The organism is Shewanella sp. FeAMO, from assembly GCF_053653955.1.
The window spans coordinates 1,283,864-1,302,524 of sequence record NZ_CM132201.1 but is presented as its reverse complement, the minus strand read 5'-3'; the positions used below and the strand labels follow the sequence as shown (position 1 = coordinate 1,302,524).

The following is an 18,661-nucleotide window of genomic DNA, read 5'->3' as shown; positions in this document are numbered from 1 at the left end:
GCAGTTGACTCAATACGCATTCACTCTGCGACGCAGCATGTTGAGCTTATCAACCTGGCGTCGAATATCACTGAAGAATTCCTCTTTCTCCATGGCCAGCGCTAGCTCCCATTCTTTGGCCAAACCTTGGCAGTCTAAAAATGCGTATCTCAGCTTCGTCTTTGAGATACGCAGCCCCTTGCTAAAGACCACGCGTTTGCCTCGTTGACCGTGAAAACTGTTGATATACCACTCTATGCCAAAGCCATACTTAAAGTCTCTGATACGGACACCAAGCAGACCCCAGTCTTTAAAGGGCTCATTCTCTCGAACCTTGTAATGGGTAACCCAAAAGTCATCAACTTCAGCTCGTGCCAGCGCTTTTAGCCTGTCCGTTTCTTGCTGAAGTAAATCTGATACATCTGCTTTCCATTGTTCATTGACGATTTCTACCAAACCAATTTCCCCATCCAATTAACCCTAAAAGCCAAAACCACTATCCGTTTGGCTTTTGGATCGAAACGCCAAACGTAAAACTGCCGTCACAATCACTGTTTGGCGTCTCGATATAAATCGACTCGCTCAATCCCATACCCGACAAGGGATACAGGCTGATTTCACATAAAAATGCCTGAAAAGACGTATCGTCATGAAGATACAAACCGTTTGGCGAGTTCAGGCCAGAATGCAAACGACGTTTGGCGTCTCGATTTTTTTGACTAGGTCATCCGCCGCCAAACAGCGCCTATTCTCATACTTTTGCGAAAATGCAATAGGCAGATAGATGAAAGGATTTGTCACCTTTCTGCCCACCGCCAGTACACCGAATCCTGATAATGACATTTGAGTGAACCGCCAGAGCACTTGGACATGCCCAAGCGTGACCTGAGCGGTTAGTTGAAAACCGTTAGAGCACTTTGAGTGCACAGGAGATAAGTATGTTTGTACTAGGCGTAGATATCGGTTACTCGAACCTGAAGCTGGCTATTGGCCAATCAGGCAGTGAACCGAAAACCATTATTCTGCCTGCGGGGGCCGGTCCTGCGGATCGTATGCCTGAGCGTATCGGTGGAGGCGATGATGAAACTTGTTTGTATGTGTCAGTCGATAATGAGCGTTGGGCCGCTGGTGTTCCTGCTGGACGCCTTCAAGGCTGGGAACGAGAGCTTCACCCCGAATATCCCACCACAAAAACCTATAAGGCGCTTTTTCATGCCGCCTTGTTAATGGCTGAAACGGAATCCATCGATTTGGTTGTCACTGGATTACCGGTTTCCCAGTTTCATGAACCACAACGTAAATCTGACCTTGTGCAGCGTTTAAAAGGTGTCCATCAAGTGACGCCTAAGCGCAGCATCACCGTTCATGACGTCAAAGTGCTGCCGCAGCCTGCCGGTGCCTACATGGATCTGGTTCAAACAGGTGGTGATCTGGGCTTGATTGAAGAAGGTCGTGTCGTCGTCATCGATCCCGGCTTCTTTTCTGTTGACTGGGTTGCACTTGAGGCCGGAGAAATTCGCTACAGCTCATCAGGAACCAGCCTTCAGGCAATGTCCGTGCTACTGGAAACCATTGATAAGCTAATTTCAGAAGATCACGGTGCCAAAGTAGGTATGGATCGACTTGAAAAAGCCATGAGAACCGGCGACTTGCAGGTGCTGCTATTTGGAGAAAAAGTCGATATTTCACCCTATCTGAATGCTGCCATGAAAAAGGTAGCGCCTGTTGCTCTTACAGCCATGCGCCAATCCATGCGTGACGAAAGCATCAATGCGGACTTGGTATTGATCGCCGGAGGTGGAGCCATGGCTTATAAGGAAGCGGCCAAGGAGATTTTTTCACGAAGCAAGATCATCGTGCCGGAACAGTCTGTTTTGGCGAACGTCCGAGGCTTCTGGTTTTATGGGGCCTGATTATGAGAGTTGTCGTCAACATTCCCCCAGGGAGCCACCCTGAACTGCTCAAAGAATTAGAAAAGACGCCGCCACGGGAACGCGCTGAGCGTCTGCGGATGCTGGCCACCTTTGGGTTAATTCACATGAGCCAACCCAATCCATCCACTACATCTGTACCGGTGGATGGCCTTGCACCAGATGGTGAAGTTACTTCTATGAGTACAGCGCCAGAACCCAAAGCAGAATCACGTAAACAATCATTAAAATCAAAACTAGGGCTGGGCTTATAACATGGCGTTATCAGTTAGCTGGCTCGATGCCAGGTTAAATAAAGAAGCAAAAGAAACCGTAGTAAAAGCCGACCGAGATGGGCTAAGTGCTCGGGTATCGCCCAAGGGCAAAATTGTTTTTCAGTTTCGTTATCGTTTCGATGGCAAGCAACAGCGGGTAGACATTGGTACTTACCCACTTATGAAGCTTGCTGAAGCTAGGAATGAGCTGGATAGGTTAAGGGCGGTACTCGACCAGGGCAGAAACCCCAAGCTCTACCTACAGCAGGAACGGGCCAAGTATTCTGCCAATCAAAGCTTCGAATCGATTTTTCGAGACTGGATAGACTCTGCCGGTAAGCAAGGGCTAAAGGAGAAAACGTGGCACTACCAAAAACGCAGCAGTGAAATATATTTGCTGCCCCGACTTGGCAAGTACCCATTAACTGACATCAATGAATTGTCCTTGCGAAACTGTCTTCGTGAGGTTTCGGAGTCGTCCCCTTCAAACACAGAACGTCTGGTGTCTGTGCTGCACAAGTTTTATGACTGGCTGATTGATGAACAAATTTTGGAAATTAACGCTGCCGCTGGGATCACAGCAAAAAAGGTTGGCGGTAAGAAAGGCAAACGAACTCGGGTGCTAAATGACAACGAGATCAGGATACTTTGGCGCTATTTGCATGAGTCAAAAATCACTGAGAAGAATCGCATCTACATAAAACTGCTTCTCTTATTGGGAGGGCGCAAGGGCGAACTCATTCAAGCTGAAAAGCATCACTTTGACTTGCAATCTGCAATGTGGACAGTGCCCATAGAGATCCGCAAACAAGGTGAGAAAATTGGAGCGCCGATCATGCGGCCATTGATTAAGCCAGCTATTGAGCTGATTGAACTGGCGATGCAGATGAGCAAATCAACCTACTTGTTTCCCGCGAACGGACAAGAAGAGCTTGCCACAAATGGCTTTGATACCACTATTCCTAATAATGTGAAAATCTGGGCTCGCAGATCGCTTGGTGTTGAGATGGAACATTGGTCTATGCATGATCTTCGCAGAACGATGCGAACGCGAATGTCTGCCATCACGACGCAAGAAGTTGCCGAGTTGATGATTGGCCACAGCAAAAAAGGGTTGGATGCTATCTACAACCAATATCAGTACCTGGATGAAATGCGTCATGCTTACGACGTTTGGTATCAACAGCTAGAGACCATCATCGAGCCGACAGGCTTTCCATTCAACTGGCGTTTCGGACAATAAAATAAAAGAAAGAGGCTCAGTCCTCTTTCTTCTCATACTCCTCCAAATCTTCAATGTGCCACAGCTTGTTTCGCGTATTTCGGTTGATACGAGGTTGCGGCAAGCTGCCATCTTTTATTCTTCGCCAGAGCGTCGTATAGCTAATGTGGTAACGAGCCATCACTTCGTAAGACGTTAGAAAAGGGGTTACCTGGTGCGCTACTGCTGTCATCTGCATTCTCCTGAAAATCAATGTAAAGCTATCATCGCCTGATTCATCACTAGTTGATGGTCAGAAAGATGCATGATTTGTTCAGAAGATCAGCCTTATCAAAACACCGGTATCATTGTGCAGTTTACAAAATTTCTAGTTTACGGCGCTAAGCGCCGTAAAATCGCGTGAAGTTAAACCATCTTTATCGATATGCACGCTCTAGCAACTAGGTGTTCAGCGTAGCGGTATGCTTCGTAAGTGCGTTTCGATGGCTTCAATCACTGATTTAGTAAGTGGTAAATGCGCTTTTTCTTTCGCCCATACCTCATGGAAGCCTGCTACGGTTTGCTTTGCGGTATCTAACACCAATTTTTCTGGCAACATGGCTTTGGCCGCTAAGTGTGATAGCTCATCCAGCGCGAAATCGCTGAATTTCTTGCTACGGCTCACCTTCAGCGACGCACTATCATCTGGGATATAAGGAATGGTTGAAACAAAGTCATAAGCAGGTGCAATAGACGCTGTGCGCTTATCTTTGTAGATCAAAGACCAATTCTTCAAATGCATATCGGCATTACCAATCAGGGTATTGAACACCAATCTGCGCGTAAACTCTGCGATGTCTTCGTCTTGGCCTTCGATGCCGATAACCTGAGCAATATTGCGCATACTGGCTTTTTTGTATTTATCTTGAGGATAAACGCCAAACACTTGCGCAAAGTCCTCAATGTGCACAGTTTGACCATCTGCACGGTCAAAACGTTTGATCACAAACGCACTGTCACCAAATTTGCCAATGCCATTTGGGATATTAGCAATCCGATTAATAGGCAGTAGCTGCGTTTCTGGCACGTCCATTCCCAACATCCGAGCCAGTTCCATCATTGAATATTCATTTTCTGGCACAGCTTCAAATCGAGACGACGGTAATTTTACAATCCAAGAGCCACCTTGACCGGTTGCTGGGATCGTTAAACCGCCATTTGCTTGCTGCACAGCTGAAAACTTCAATTGCACTCCCGCCAATGAAAAACGCATTGGTCCATCTGTCTTCGTTTCATCTTCTATGTCTTGATGCACATTAGGTGGTAAGGCTTCACCATTCGCAGGCTCAACCGTGATTGCGCCAGCCAAATCCTGTCCAAGTACCCACAATAGAAAAAACTCCCGCGCTGGATTAACACCGGCACGCTCAGCCAGGTAATGACGCATGGTTTCTTCTGGCAAAAGGTTAGAGAAAAACGGAGTTAACTTGGTTTGGGTCGGTTTGAAGTGAGTCAGCAGGCCACCTAGCGAATCTTTAAAGCCAAGTCCTAACACAGGACGCGATTCGTCATGAATGTACGAATCCATAAAGGCAAAAAGCGTTCTGTCATTGCCCACGTTGGTGATCGTTGCAATGGGTTCACCGTAAAGCAAAACGTTGAGCGTAGAGACATGGTTAGTCATTGTCGTCTTCCTCTAACTGATATGCGGGCGACATTGGCTCACCCTCGTCGCTGATGCCGTTAACACCTTGGCCACTTCGAATGATCGACTTGATGGCAGGTACAGATTTTTTTGGCGCAACAAATAACTCTAGGTCCAGTACACGGGCAAGTGCAATCAAACTGGATATTCTTAAATCAACACTGCCAGACTCGATTTTCGAAATATGGCTTTGAGGCACACCCGAACGAGCACTTAACTCTCTCTGGCTAAACCCCTTTCGTACCCGAGCTTCTCGAAGACTTTCTAGTATCTGCTCTGTTACATAGCTCATTTCGATACGCCTTAATGCATCACTTAAGAATAATTATATACAAAAACATATCACAGCAACTCAAATAACACAAATTTGATTAGCCATTACATATCAAAAGCCATGACCTGATACATAATTACATATAAGTAGAAGGAGATTTTTGTCATCGACAAAAGAGCGATACTCTCCCTGATAATCGCGAACTGACGCATCAAACTCCCTAAGTACTTTTGTCGCTCAGCCCTTATACAGCAAGGGCTACAGAAGAACTCGCGTCAAATCGCCAGAAGATAAGTGCAACAAAGAGGAAGTTTGTACACAGTTACAGGAAATTTTGTACACACAAGTCGAAAAACAAGTGCAAAATGATGGTGTAAACAGCAACTAAATTTGAAGGTAAGTCTGATATCTCAATTAGAAATAACCGTATTGGTTCGCTTCAAGCATCTTCAAAAACAAACACTAAAGCAAAAATTACACCAACAATAAACTCCCTCATTAAATTTTGTAATTTGGTACAGAAGAAAACATTTACCAAAAAAGAGACTCTTTTTAACGGTAGTACTTTTTACGTCAAACCCAGTAACCACAAGGCCTACAGACAGGTTTGTGTCATGGAATTTTCGCCAAAGGCCTCTAAAACGGAATTTGTACTCAAGTTTGTACACACTTTCTGAGGTTACGCTTGAACATCATTGAAAAGCAAATAAACGAGAAAAAGACAAAAAGCCTTTAAATTCAGTACGTAGAGATGTGATTGTGGTGTGCAATGAAAGGTGATTTTAAGCGTTGAAAGGCTGGGCGGCATCAGGGTGAGAAATGATGGCGAAGGTGCGGCGCTTGTCCACTTCGACTTTAATACCTGACATGTTCTTCCGTACACTTATGACGCTTGAAAAAGGCGCAAATTATAGCGCCTCACTCAGGCCTTGGCTAGGCAAGGCCTTTGATTGTCAGATAAAGGCAGATCAGTTAGCTGTCTGTTGTACAGGTTGCGGCGTTTGCTCCAGCAATGCCAGTTCCATTCTGGCATATCTGTGCTCGACAAAATCATAGATATTGGTAGCCAGCGCCAGGCGCAGATAATCGGCGGCCTTATCCTTATGGCCTTGCTCGGTCGCCACCTTGGCCAAATAGAAATAGGCTTCACACAAGCGCTCGGCATATTCTTTGGGGTGAGTCAGGCCACTCTTGGCCATGGCAAACACCTGGGAGTCATCAACCGCGCCCAGATAATAGTCGACCAGCACAGTCGCCCAGGCATTGTCATCCAGACGGGTGCGGTTGAACTGCAGCCTTGCCAGCGCTTCCTGGGGTGAGAGTTCATATTCGGTCAGATATAGCCACAGCGCCCGGTAACCATCGCTTTCATCCTTGAGGTAAAAGCTTTCCATGTCTTTGGCAGCAAGCTCTTTGCGATCGCCATAGTAAAGGGCAATTCCGCGATTGAGAAAGGCATAATCATATTCAGGCGATAACTCAAGAACCGCATCAAACGCCTCGTAGGCACTTTCAAACTCACCTTCCTGAGTGTAATAGATACCGAGGAAGTTATAGGCATCGGCCAAATCCGGTTGCAATTTCAGCGCCTGATGGAAATCGATACGTCCGAGGATCCTCAAACCTACGCTGTCATATATAACGCCGCGATCATAATGAAAACGGGCGCGCTGCTCTGTGGTCAGCTCTGCTCTGGCCAGGATTTCGTTGAGTTTTGCCAGAGTAACTTCCAACTTATAGTCCGGCAAGACGGGGGCGACCAACAATTCACTGTTGGCTTCAGACGCCGGCAGGGAAGCGCATCCCGAAGTCAGCAAACTGGCTCCGGCCAGTACAGAAAACACAGCGGCGCGCAGATTAAAACTCATCCAATCCTTCCTTTGTCATATCCCAATGCAGGCTCAATCATAGCAATACAGCAGTGCCTACGCTATCAAGCCGCAGTGGCAAATCCAAGATAATTTAAGTGATGGCAATAAAAAAGGAGACCCCAAGGTCTCCTTTTCTCATGCTATGAAAGCTTACTCGGCAGCTTCTGGAGCAGCTTGTTGTGCTTCCTTGATAGACAGACGCACACGGCCCTGACGATCCACTTCCATTACCTTAACGGTAACTTCCTGGTTCAGTTGCAGGTAGTCGGATACATTGGCCACACGCTCTTCAGCGATTTGAGAGATGTGTACCAGGCCATCTTTACCAGGCAATATGTTAACGAAGGCACCGAAGTCAACAATGCGGATAACTTTACCCTTGTAGATGCGACCCACTTCCACTTCAGAGGTGATCTCTTCGATGCGGCGGATAGCTTCCTTGGTGGCATCGGCATTGTTTGAAGCAATCTTCACAGTGCCGTCGTCTTCCAACTCGATAGTGGTACCTGTCTCTTCAGTCAGTGCACGGATAGTTGCACCGCCCTTACCTATCACTTCACGGATCTTCTCAGGGTTGATCTTGATGGTAGTGATACGTGGAGCATGGTCGGAGATATCGTCACGGGCAGAGCCAATGGCCTGATCCATTACATTGAGGATATGCACACGGGCACCATAGGCTTGCTGCAGCGCAATTTCCATGATCTCCTTGGTGATACCTTCAATCTTGATATCCATCTGCAGTGCGGTTACACCATCACGGGTACCGGCCACTTTAAAGTCCATATCACCCAGGTGATCTTCATCGCCCAGAATGTCAGACAGTACAACGAAGTCATCACCTTCTTTCACCAGACCCATGGCGATACCGGCAACAGAAGTCTTGATAGGTACACCGGCATCCATCAGCGCCAGAGAAGTACCACACACAGATGCCATAGAGCTGGAGCCGTTGGATTCAGTGATTTCAGATACTACGCGCACGCTGTATGGGAATTCTTCGGCAGAAGGCATTACTGCGTTGATACCACGCCATGCCAGCTTACCGTGACCGATTTCACGACGCTTTGGTGAACCCACCATGCCGGTTTCACCGACAGAGTATGGAGGGAAGTTATAGTGCAGCATGAAGCGGTTGGTACGCTCGCCCATGATAGAGTCAATCTTCTGCGCATCACGCTCGGTACCCAGAGTACAGGTCACCAGAGCCTGAGTTTCACCACGGGTAAACAGGGCGCTACCGTGAGTACGTGGCAGCACGCCGGCCATCACAGACAGGGCTCGCACCATATCAGGCTCACGACCATCGATACGAGGCATACCTTTGATGATGCGGCTACGAACTACTTTCTTCTCCAGGCTACCCAGCAGGCCGTCCAGCTCTCGCTGATCCAGCTCAGGGTTTTCCTCGAGCAGCTTTTCGATAGCGGCTTTCTTGACTTCAACTACCGCATCGCGGCGCTCATGCTTGGCGATGATCTGGTAAGCGGCGGTAAGACCTTCTTCGGCCAGCGCCTTAACCTTGGCAACCAGCTCCTCGTTGGCAACAGGAGCGGTCCAGTCCCAAGCCGGCTTACCGGCTTCGGCCTTGAGTTCATTGATGGCATTAACCACCACCTGCTGCTGTTCGTGACCGTATACCACGGCGCCCAGCATCACTTCTTCAGGCAGGGCCTTGGCTTCAGATTCCACCATGAGCACGGCGCTCTGAGTACCGGCAACAACCAGATCCAGCTGGCTGTTTTCACGCAGCTCTGCACCAGGATTCAGCACGTACTCGCCATTGATGTAACCGACACGTGCCGCACCCAGAGGACCATTGAATGGAATACCGGAGATAGCCAAAGCAGCAGAGGTACCTATCATGGCCACAATGTCTGGCTCGATCTGTGGATCAACAGAAACCACAGTGATGATCACTTGGACTTCGTTGGTGAAGCCGTCAGGGAACAGTGGACGGATAGGACGGTCAATCAGGCGGGCGATCAGTGTTTCATCTTCGGATGGTCGACCTTCACGCTTGAAGAAACCACCAGGGATCTTACCGGCTGCGTAAGTCTTTTCCTGATAGTTAACAGTCAGCGGGAAGAAGTCACGGCTTGGGTCTGCTTCTTTCTTGCCAACCACAGTCACCAGAACTGTAGTATCGCCCATGCTGGCCAGAACGGCTGCATCGGCTTGGCGTGCAATAACCCCTGTTTCCAGAGTGACTGTGTGTTGACCATACTCAAAACTTTTTACAATAGGATTCACTTGACCCATTCCTTAATTTAATAACCTTGAATTTCGCGCGTAAGTATACTGCAAACATCTTGAATAGATAAAGAGTGCCAGATGATGACAAAGGCGCTTCTTTTTTCTAAAGTGGACTATATCAACCACAAGTTGCTGCATTGCTACCAATTTGGACTAGCCTTGAATATAGAATTCGACTACAAAGCAGGAAGAGGCAGATGAATACTGCCAGGTTCAAATCACTCACTTGGAAGCAGACCAATCTGGTGGTTTTCACTGCGCTATTCTTTGCCGTTGCCATTTTTATCATCGAAATTTTGATTGTGGTGACTACAGAAAGGCAGTCCTTGATCAGCAGCCAGCAGGAGTTGCTCGATTCTGTGGAGCAGCCTGCCGCCAATGCTGTCTGGGCGCTGGATGATAATCTGGCCCGGCAAACCCTTGAAGGGGTGATGAAGGTAGACCATGTCGGTTCGGCCAAGATCACTCTGGACGACAACTCTCTATTCGTGAATCTCGGCAGCAGCCGCCCGGAGCCCTCAGATACTTTCGGGGATATCAGTCTCAAACTGTTTGGCGATCTCAAGCAGATATCAAGGCCACTGCAACGGCCCTTTTATTTTGAAGGTGCGCAAAAAGAGCAACTGATAGGCACACTCACTATCAATTATGATACCCGAGAGCTGACCCAAAGCCTTATCAGCCAGTTGCAGTTCAGTTTTGCCGCCACCCTGGCCAGGGCGTTGTTTCTGACTCTGGTGCTGTCCATAGTATTCCACCGCTTCTTGACCCAACCCATCGCCCGTATCAGCGAGGCGATAGACAAAATTGACCCGGAATCACCGGATGAAAACATGCTGCCGGTATCGGCCAACCACAAAGATGACGAATTGGGGCTGGTTACCTCCAAGTTCAACCAAATCCTCAAACAGTTCAGCCAGACCCAAAGCAAGCTGCGTAAAATGGCGACCCGGGATCCACTCACCGGCCTGCCCAACCGTACCTTGCTACTTGAAACCATAGCCGTCACCATTCAACGCGCCAGGGTGCACAGACGTAACTTCAGCCTACTGTTTATCGACCTCGATAGGTTCAAAAACGTCAACGATTCCCTGGGTCATGCGGTGGGCGATCAGTTTCTGGCAAGAATCGCCCGTATTTTGGAGCGGGTGGTCGGTGACAAGGGCACAGTGGCCCGTCTCGGCGGCGATGAGTTTGTGATCCTGGCCGATGAAATCCAATCACCGACCCAGGCCGCCGACTTTGTCGACAAGTTGCTGGTCCAGCTCAATACTCCGGTGCAGCTCAACGAACATGCCATTCACCCGGCCGCTTCCATAGGTATCTCCATCTACCCCGAAGATGGTCTGAGCGCCGAAGACCTTATTCGTCATGCCGATATCGCCATGTACAGTGCCAAGGCTGCCGGTTCCAACCAATGGGCTTTCTTCAAGCAACAGATGACAGAGCGAGCGGCGGTGAGACTGCGCACCGAAGCCTCCCTGCACGATGCCATCCGTAACAACGAATTCCTGTTGCACTTTCAGCCTAAGGTCAATATAGAGACCGGCGAGTTGATGGGATGTGAGGCGCTGATCCGCTGGCAAAAAGACGGCCGCCTGATAAGCCCCATGTCGTTTATTCCCGTGGCGGAAGAAACCGGGATCATCATCCCTATCGGCCGCTGGGTCATAGAACAAAGCTGCCGGGTGCTGCGCCGCTGGCAAAAACGCTATAACTTCAGCACCCCTATCGCCGTCAACGTTGCCTCACAGCAGTTTGCTGACGCCAGCCTGGTACCGGATATCAAACAGATGGCGCTGCGCTATCAGATAAAGCCTGAATTGCTGGAAGTGGAGATCACCGAGACCTCGCTAATGAATGATATTGAGTTGGCAATCAGCAAGCTGGAGCAACTTAAATCCGCAGGGTTCGGTATTGCCGTCGATGACTTCGGTACAGGTTACTCATCCCTTTCCTATCTGAGACACTTGCCAATCACCACCATGAAGATTGACCGCTGTTTCGTGACCGACCTGCCCCATGAGAGCGCAATAGCTTCCACTATTTTGATGTTGGGACGGCAACTGGATCTGAAAATTGTCGCCGAAGGCATAGAGAACGAGCAGCAACTTGAGTGGCTGAAGCAAAATCACTGCGCCATAGGTCAAGGCTTCTATTTCAGTCAGCCGCTGTCACTGGAAGAGTTTGAGGCCAAGTACATCATCCCGAATAACGCCAGGATCCTGGAGCTGGATGGCCAACTAAGCTGAGCTTGAGCCGATAAGCTTCGCTGCATTCACTCACTCTGAAAAGCCCGTGCTCAAAGAGAATGACTGGTCAGAATTTTTAAAGACAGGTTAGGACGAAAGCGCACAGAAAAGGGCATGATTTCAATAAGCTTGCCCCAAATTGCAGATACAAAAAAAGGAGGCCTGGGCCTCCTCTTCTTTTGGTACAGTTCGCGATTAGCGACGCAGACCCAGCTTCTGGATCAGAGCGGTATAACGAGCAACGTCGGTACGCTTCAGGTAAGCCAGCAGCTTACGACGAGAGCTAACCATACGCAGCAGACCACGACGTGAGTGGTGATCGTGAGTGTGCTCTTTGAAGTGGTCTTGCAGGTGGTTGATCTGAGCAGTCAACAGTGCAACCTGAACTTCTGTAGAACCAGTGTCGTTTTCGCCACGGCCGAATTCAGCCAGGATTTTAGCTTTCGCTTCAGTACTTAGTGACATGTGTCTCTCCAAAATAGTCTTGATAGTTTCCCCAGCCGATCACTAACTCAGCCAAGGCGCGACATAATAACCTCAAGGGCCGTAGATCGCAAGTCAAGCTCAGCTTTTTGCCTCAGGCAACACTACCAAACGCTTGGGAGCCAACAAACCATCGTCATTCATCATACCAACACCGATAAAGCGCTTGCTTTCACCCAGGGTGATCCGCACCAGGGTATCGGCTTCCAGCTTGGCGACCCGCACCGGGTTACCGTTGAGCAGATATCCGGCCATGGCATCGGGAACATTGCACTCGGGAAGGTCGGCAACCGCAGTGTCCATGGGAAGCAGCAAAGGATCCAACAGCTCGGAAGGCACCTGCTCTTCGGTCATGGCCTGTTCCAGCAAGGCTTCAAGCTGTGCCAGACTAACCATGCGCTCATAGGGATAACCCGCCACCTGAGTGCGACGCAACATGATCACATGGGCACCGCAGCCAAGCATTTCGCCCAAGTCGTCTACGATAGTGCGAATGTACGTGCCCTTGGAGCAGTGAATATCCAGCGTCAGCTCGTCATTCTCCAAAGAGATGAACTTGAGATCATAGACATGAATAGGCCTGGCTTCGCGAGGCACTTCCTTGCCTTCCCGGGCGTACTTGTACAAGGGCTGCCCCTGATACTTGAGCGCCGAGTACATGGAAGGCACCTGCATGCTATCGCCGCGAAAATGCTCCAGCGCCTCTTCCAGTTGAGTCACGGAAAACTCAACCGGCCGGGTTTGTACCACTTCACCGTCAGAATCGCTGGTATCAGTGCGCTCTCCAAGCTTGGCTGTCACCAGATAGCGTTTATCGGCATCCAACAAATGCTGGGAAAACTTGGTGGCTTCGCCAAGACAGATGGGCAGCATACCTGTCGCCAGAGGATCCAACGCGCCGGTATGGCCGGCCTTGGCGGCGTTGTAGATCCGCTTAACCCTTTGCAGGGCAAAGTTGGAACTCATACCAGTGTCTTTATCCAACAGGACGATACCATCGACCAAACGGCCTTTGGGACGACGCGCCATCAGTTGTTTTCCTCATCCTTGTCTTGAGACTCGGTGCCAAAGGTCTGCTGTTTGGCCTTGTCCTGATTGATGACCTCGGTCACCAGGTTGGACATTCTCATCCCCTCGACCAGAGACTTGTCATAGACAAATCTCAGCTCAGGCATCACCCTGAGTTTCATTCTGCCGGCAACCAAGGTGCGGGCATAAGGCGCTGCCTTGTTGAGTGCAGCCAGCTTTTCGTCGACCTTGACAGGGTCTTCTTCAAAGAAGGTGACAAACACCTTTGCATAACTCAGATCCCGTGAGACTTCCACGTCATTGACAGTGACCATGCCTACACGAGGATCTTTCATATCACGCTGCAGTACCTGCGCCAGCTCCTGTTGCAGTTGCTGTGCGATACGCCGGGTACGACTAAATTCTTTTGCCATAGTATTCTTCCCCAAAATCAACAAGGGCGGCCTCAGCCGCCCTTTTCGATGTTGTCGTTACAGGGTACGGGCAACCTCGACGGTTTCGAACACCTCAATCTGGTCGCCTACGCGAACATCATTGTAGTTCTTCACGCCGATACCACATTCCATGCCATTGCGAACTTCGCTAACGTCATCTTTAAAGCGACGCAGAGACTCAAGCTCACCTTCATAGATAACCACGTTCTCACGCAGAACCCGGATAGGTGCACTGCGCTTAACGATACCTTCGGTCACCATACAACCGGCGATTGCACCCAGTTTAGGCGACTTGAACACATCGCGCACTTCAGCCAGACCAATGATCTCCTGCTTGAATTCAGGAGAAAGCATACCGCTCATGGCCGACTTGACTTCGTCGATGAGGTCATAGATTACGCTGTAGTAGCGCAAATCCACACTCTCACTTTCGATGGTCTTACGGGCCTGAGCGTCAGCACGGACGTTGAAGCCCACCATGATGGCGTTGGACGCCGCTGCCAGAGTCGCATCTGTCTCGGTCAGTGCACCTACGCCACTGGCTATGATGTTAACTTTCACTTCTTCGGTAGACAGACGGGTCAGCGAGTCGACGATGGCTTCCAAAGAACCCTGTACGTCGGACTTGAGCACGATATTCAGCTCTTTCACTTCGCCTTCGGTCATGTTGGCAAACATGTTTTCCAGCTTGGACTTCTGCTGACGCGCCAGCTTGATGTCGCGGAACTTACCCTGACGATACAGGGCGACTTCACGGGCCTTACGCTCGTCACGAACAACAGTCGCTTCGTCACCGGCAGAAGGCACCCCGGACAGACCCAGGATCTCAACCGGAATCGACGGACCGGCTTCAGTGATGCTCTTACCGTTTTCATCCTTCATGGCACGGATCTTACCGTACTCCAGACCACACAGAACGATATCGCCCTGACGCAGAGTACCTTCCTGAACCAGGACGGTAGCAACAGGACCACGGCCCTTATCCAGCTGAGACTCAACAACCACACCGGCGGCCATGCCGTCACGTACGGCTTTGAGCTCGAGGATCTCGGCTTGCAGCAAGATACCTTCCAGCAGCTCGTCCACGCCCATACCTGTCTTGGCAGATACGAACACAAACATGTTGTCACCGCCCCACTCTTCCGACATCACGCCGTGCTGGGACAGTTCGCTCTTGACGCGGTCGATATCGGCTTCGGGCTTATCCATCTTGTTCACTGCCACGATCAGCGGTACACCACCGGCCTTGGCATGCTGGATAGCTTCAATGGTCTGAGGCATTACGCCGTCATCGGCAGCCACAACCAGAACCACGATATCAGTGGCCTTGGCACCACGGGCACGCATAGCGGTAAACGCGGCGTGGCCTGGAGTATCCAGGAAGGTGATCATGCCGTTGTCGGTTTCTACATGGTAGGCACCGATATGCTGGGTAATACCACCGGCCTCACCGGCCGCAACCTTGGTGCGACGGATATAGTCAAGCAGCGAGGTCTTACCGTGGTCAACGTGACCCATGATGGTCACAACCGGCGCACGTGGCTCCAGTTTGACATCTTCACCGTCACGGTCGGCCAGAACTTGATGCTCCAGCTCGTTTTCACGGATAAGCACAACCTTATGGCCCATCTCCTCGGCAACCAGTTGGGCAGTTTCCTGATCCAGTACCTGGTTGATGGTCACCATAGAGCCCATCTTCATCATGGTCTTGATGATTTCAGTGGCTTTGATGGCCATCTTCTGGGCCAGCTCGGCCACAGTAATGGTTTCACCTATGCGTACATCGCGGTTTACCGCGGCAACCGGCTTGTTGAAGCCATGGTTCATGGATTGAGGCGCACGGTTACGGATGTTGCGCTCGCGACCGTCACGGGAGTCCTTGGTACGTTTCTTACCGGCACTCTTGTGACGTGAACGACGACCACGCTTCTCCTCATCCATATCGCTGGTATCTTCGGCGGCGCGGGCCACTTTAGAGGTGGTGATATGGTGATCGCTGCGCTTCTCGGCTTCAAGACGCTGACGCTCTTCTTCGGCCCAGCGCTTTTCATTCTCTTCAGCCAGGCGACGGGCTTCAGCTGCCGCACGGGCGGCTTCTTCATCGGCCTTGCGCTTAACAGCTTCAGCCTGAGCCGCTTTCAAACGCTCGGCTTCAACACGGGCAGCTTCCTGCTCGGCGCTGGTCTTGGGATCGGCCTTAACCTCTTCCTTGGCTTTGCCGGCATCCTGAGCCGCTTTAGCCTTTGCTTTGGCTTCGGCTTCCGCCTTGGCTTTCGCTTCGGCTTCTACCTTGGCCTTGGCTTCAGCTTCGGCCTTGGCTTTCGCTTCGGCTTCCGCCTGAGCTTTGGCTTCGGCTTCTGCGCGGGCCTGCTCTTCCGCCTGACGGGCCAATTCGGCCGGGTCACGCTTCACAAAGGTGCGCTTCTTGCGAACTTCGACTTTGACGTCTTTGGACTGGCCGCCGCTGCCGGCGACACTCAGAGTCGATACGGTTTTACGCTGTAATGTCATCTTGGTGGGCGCACTGTCCGCACCATGTTGCTTTTTCAGGTAGTCCAGCAGTTGCTGTTTCTCGGCCTCGGTGACACTGTCATTCTTGCCTTTCTTGATACCGGCCTTGGAAAACTGCTCGATCAATCGCTCTACGCTTTTTCCCACTTCAGTGGACAGTTTCTCTACTGTTGTCTCTGCCATCAGTTAAATCCCCCTGTTGATCGACTATGCTTCTTCGCCAAACCAACAGATGTTGCGGGCTGCCATGATGAGCTCACCTGCTTTTTCTTCTGTCAATTCTTCAATTTCGATCAAATCGTCAATGCCTTGCTCGGCTAAATCTTCCAGAGTTATCACACCCATGCTTGCCAGAACGTAGGCCAGGTGGCGCTCCATTCCAGGCATGGACAACAACTCTTCACTCGGTTCGGCACCATCCAGTGCTTCTTCGGATGCCAGTGCACGGGTAGACAAGGCAGCCTTGGCGCGCTCACGCAATGCGGCAACTATGTCTTCATCAAATCCTTCGATGGCCAACAGCTCGGAAACAGGAACATAAGCCACCTCTTCCAGAGAGGTGAATCCTTCGTCGGCCAGCACCTGGGCGAAATCTTCGTCCACATCCAACGCACCCATGAACAGCTCCATCACTTTGGCGCTTTCGGCCTGATGTTTCTTGTTCATGTCTTCCACTGTCATCACGTTCAGTACCCAGCCGGTCAGCTGTGTCGCCAAACGAACGTTTTGACCATTGCGGCCGATAGCTTGTGCCAGACTATCGGCTTCGACGGCGATATCCATTGAGTGGTTATCTTCGTCAACAATAATTGAGGCCACATCGGCCGGTGCCATGGCGTTGATAACAAATTGTGCCGGGTTATCGTCCCAAAGCACTATGTCAACACGCTCACCACCGAGCTCATTGGATACGGCCTGTACCCGGGCTCCACGCATACCTACGCAGGCACCGATAGGGTCGATACGACGATCGTTTGATTTCACGGCGATCTTGGCCCGTGAACCTGGGTCACGGGCGGCGCCCATCACTTCGATCATCTCATCGGCAATTTCCGGTACTTCAACACGGAACAGTTCGATCAGCATCTCTGGCTTGGTGCGAGTCAGGAACAACTGAGCACCACGGGCCTCGGGACGCACTGCATACAACAGAGAACGTACACGGTCACCCGGACGGAAAGTCTCACGGGAGATCAGATCTTCTTTGAACAGCACGCCATCGGCGTTGTTGCCGAGATCAACCACTACGCTGTCGCGGTTGCTCTTTTTGACCACACCGGTAACCAAATCACCTTCTTTGTCGATAAACTGCTCGACGATTTGGGCACGCTCGGCTTCACGGACTTTCTGTACTATCACCTGCTTGGCGGTTTGAGTGGTGATACGGTCAAATTGTACCGAATCAATTTCATCCTCAATGAACTCACCAGGCTGGATCTCAGGGTTCTCATAACGAGCCGCTTCCAGAGTGATTTCACGGTAAGGGTTTTCCAACGCTTCACCGTTATCATCAACCACCAACCAGCGGCGAAAAGTCTCGTAGTCGCCGGTTTTGCGATCTATGGCAACACGAACATCGATATCGCCTTCATACTTTTTCTTGGTTGCGGTAGCCAGCGCAATTTCGAGCGCCTCGAAAATCTTTTCGCGCGGTACAGCCTTTTCGTTGGAAACCGCTTCAGCGACCAGCAAAATATCTTTATTCATCGTCTTGCCTCGTTCACCTTGAAACCATCAAAACTTAGCGATCAGGTTGCCTTTACGGATGTTATCCAAGGCAATAATCAAGTCTTTTCCATCCACTGTCAGGGTGAGCATCTGCCCGTCCACCTTAGTGATGGTACCTTTTAAGTTACGACTACCCGCTACCGGCATAGTCAGTTGAATCTTTGCTTCCTCTCCAAGGTACATACCATATTGCTCAGAGGTGAACAGCGGCCTGTCGAGACCGGGAGAGGAGACTTCCAGAGTGTATTCGGAAGTGATAGGGTCCTCGACATCCAGAATGGCGCTCGCCTGACGACTGGCATTGGCACAGTCTTCAATATTAATGCCGTTCTCACTGTCAATAAATAGCCGCAAGGTTGAATGCTTGCCGGCCTTAACAAATTCAATACCCCAGAGCTGGTAGCCTAAGCCTTCCACTGCTGGAGTAAGCATTTCTGTGAGTCTGGATTCTAATGTTGCCAAGGTAACCCCCGAAAAACAAAAAAGGGCTATTAATAGCCCCAGTATTGAGCTGCCGTAAAAGGCAGCAAATTTAAAAGTCCCAGATAACAAAAAACCCCGTAATCACGAGGTCATTATGTTCAAGAACCTGTAAACAGGATGAATTGTAGAGTAGCGCAATTCATCACTGGGAGCTGGTTGCGGGGGCCGGATTTGAACCGACGACCTTCGGGTTATGAGCCCGACGAGCTACCAAGCTGCTCCACCCCGCGTCAACTGCTGCAAGTTTACTGATTTCAGCTTTTACTTGCA

General features: G+C 50.3%; 16 protein-coding genes and 1 tRNA gene. 4 read left to right on the top strand and 13 right to left on the bottom strand.

Translation table 11 applies throughout. The features are described 5' to 3' along the window. Positions 1-9 precede the first annotated feature (9 nt). On the bottom strand, positions 10-435 hold the full coding sequence (mobI, locus tag ACWAU4_RS05860; RefSeq protein WP_000229427.1) for a conjugative transfer protein MobI(A/C): 426 nt from the start codon (positions 433-435) through the stop codon (positions 10-12). A gap of 482 nt (positions 436-917) precedes the next feature. Between mobI and ACWAU4_RS05855 the strand changes: the two genes are divergently transcribed. Genes ACWAU4_RS05855 through ACWAU4_RS05845 form a run of 3 tightly spaced genes read left to right on the top strand, consistent with a single transcriptional unit; the run spans position 918 to position 3,407 of the window. Beyond that, positions 918-1,892, top strand: coding sequence for a ParM/StbA family protein (locus tag ACWAU4_RS05855; protein WP_001963822.1), 975 nt, complete (start codon positions 918-920; stop codon positions 1,890-1,892). Positions 1,893-1,894: 2 nt separating this feature from the next. Continuing rightward, positions 1,895-2,164: a hypothetical protein gene (locus ACWAU4_RS05850; RefSeq protein WP_088585986.1), complete on the top strand. Its 270-nt coding sequence runs from the start codon at positions 1,895-1,897 to the stop codon at positions 2,162-2,164. Position 2,165: 1 nt separating this feature from the next. After that, the gene (locus tag ACWAU4_RS05845) at positions 2,166-3,407 is read left to right on the top strand and encodes a tyrosine-type recombinase/integrase (RefSeq protein ID WP_028870222.1); all 1,242 of its coding nucleotides are present in this window, start codon (positions 2,166-2,168) and stop codon (positions 3,405-3,407) included. A gap of 16 nt (positions 3,408-3,423) precedes the next feature. Here ACWAU4_RS05845 and ACWAU4_RS05840 read toward each other — a convergent pair whose 3' ends face one another. The 5 genes from ACWAU4_RS05840 to pnp form a co-directional block, all read right to left on the bottom strand. After that, the gene (locus tag ACWAU4_RS05840) at positions 3,424-3,618 is read right to left on the bottom strand and encodes a helix-turn-helix transcriptional regulator (protein ID WP_000127614.1); all 195 of its coding nucleotides are present in this window, start codon (positions 3,616-3,618) and stop codon (positions 3,424-3,426) included. A gap of 216 nt (positions 3,619-3,834) precedes the next feature. Then, positions 3,835-5,049, bottom strand: coding sequence for a type II toxin-antitoxin system HipA family toxin (locus ACWAU4_RS05835; RefSeq protein WP_454290482.1), 1,215 nt, complete (start codon positions 5,047-5,049; stop codon positions 3,835-3,837). After that, the gene (locus ACWAU4_RS05830) at positions 5,042-5,362 is read right to left on the bottom strand and encodes a helix-turn-helix domain-containing protein (protein ID WP_109248253.1); all 321 of its coding nucleotides are present in this window, start codon (positions 5,360-5,362) and stop codon (positions 5,042-5,044) included. Before ACWAU4_RS05830 ends, ACWAU4_RS05835 begins: the two co-directional genes overlap by 8 nt. Positions 5,363-6,312: 950 nt before the next feature. Further along, positions 6,313-7,212 (bottom strand): lipoprotein NlpI, encoded by a 900-nt coding sequence (gene nlpI, locus ACWAU4_RS05825; protein WP_144224186.1) that lies wholly within the window; start codon positions 7,210-7,212, stop codon positions 6,313-6,315. A gap of 153 nt (positions 7,213-7,365) precedes the next feature. Beyond that, positions 7,366-9,468, bottom strand: coding sequence for a polyribonucleotide nucleotidyltransferase (gene pnp, locus ACWAU4_RS05820; protein WP_025009937.1), 2,103 nt, complete (start codon positions 9,466-9,468; stop codon positions 7,366-7,368). A gap of 200 nt (positions 9,469-9,668) precedes the next feature. Here pnp and ACWAU4_RS05815 point away from each other — a divergent pair, with 200 nt between their 5' ends. Beyond that, a complete protein-coding gene (locus tag ACWAU4_RS05815) occupies positions 9,669-11,723 on the top strand; it encodes an EAL domain-containing protein (protein ID WP_044733930.1) in 2,055 nt (684 codons plus the stop codon). A gap of 195 nt (positions 11,724-11,918) precedes the next feature. Here ACWAU4_RS05815 and rpsO read toward each other — a convergent pair whose 3' ends face one another. The 7 genes from rpsO to ACWAU4_RS05780 form a co-directional block, all read right to left on the bottom strand. Beyond that, positions 11,919-12,188 (bottom strand): 30S ribosomal protein S15, encoded by a 270-nt coding sequence (rpsO, locus tag ACWAU4_RS05810; RefSeq protein ID WP_025009936.1) that lies wholly within the window; start codon positions 12,186-12,188, stop codon positions 11,919-11,921. 99 nt (positions 12,189-12,287) lie between these two features. Continuing rightward, positions 12,288-13,235 carry a tRNA pseudouridine(55) synthase TruB gene (gene truB, locus ACWAU4_RS05805; protein ID WP_208125619.1) on the bottom strand — a complete coding sequence of 316 codons (948 nt, stop codon included), beginning with the start codon at positions 13,233-13,235 and terminating at the stop codon, positions 12,288-12,290. Beyond that, a complete protein-coding gene (gene rbfA / locus ACWAU4_RS05800; RefSeq protein WP_025009934.1) occupies positions 13,235-13,648 on the bottom strand; it encodes a 30S ribosome-binding factor RbfA in 414 nt (137 codons plus the stop codon). The genes truB and rbfA overlap by 1 nt, the downstream gene beginning before the upstream one ends. A 57-nt stretch (positions 13,649-13,705) precedes the next feature. Beyond that, entirely contained in the window at positions 13,706-16,363 is a 2,658-nt protein-coding gene (gene infB, locus ACWAU4_RS05795; protein ID WP_025887923.1) for a translation initiation factor IF-2, read from the bottom strand. 24 nt (positions 16,364-16,387) lie between these two features. Further along, on the bottom strand, positions 16,388-17,887 hold the full coding sequence (nusA, locus tag ACWAU4_RS05790; RefSeq protein WP_028780659.1) for a transcription termination factor NusA: 1,500 nt from the start codon (positions 17,885-17,887) through the stop codon (positions 16,388-16,390). Between the two features lie 27 nt (positions 17,888-17,914). After that, positions 17,915-18,370 (bottom strand): ribosome maturation factor RimP, encoded by a 456-nt coding sequence (gene rimP / locus ACWAU4_RS05785; RefSeq protein WP_025009933.1) that lies wholly within the window; start codon positions 18,368-18,370, stop codon positions 17,915-17,917. Between the two features lie 174 nt (positions 18,371-18,544). Further along, positions 18,545-18,621, bottom strand: a tRNA-Met gene (locus ACWAU4_RS05780). Positions 18,622-18,661 lie beyond the last annotated feature (40 nt).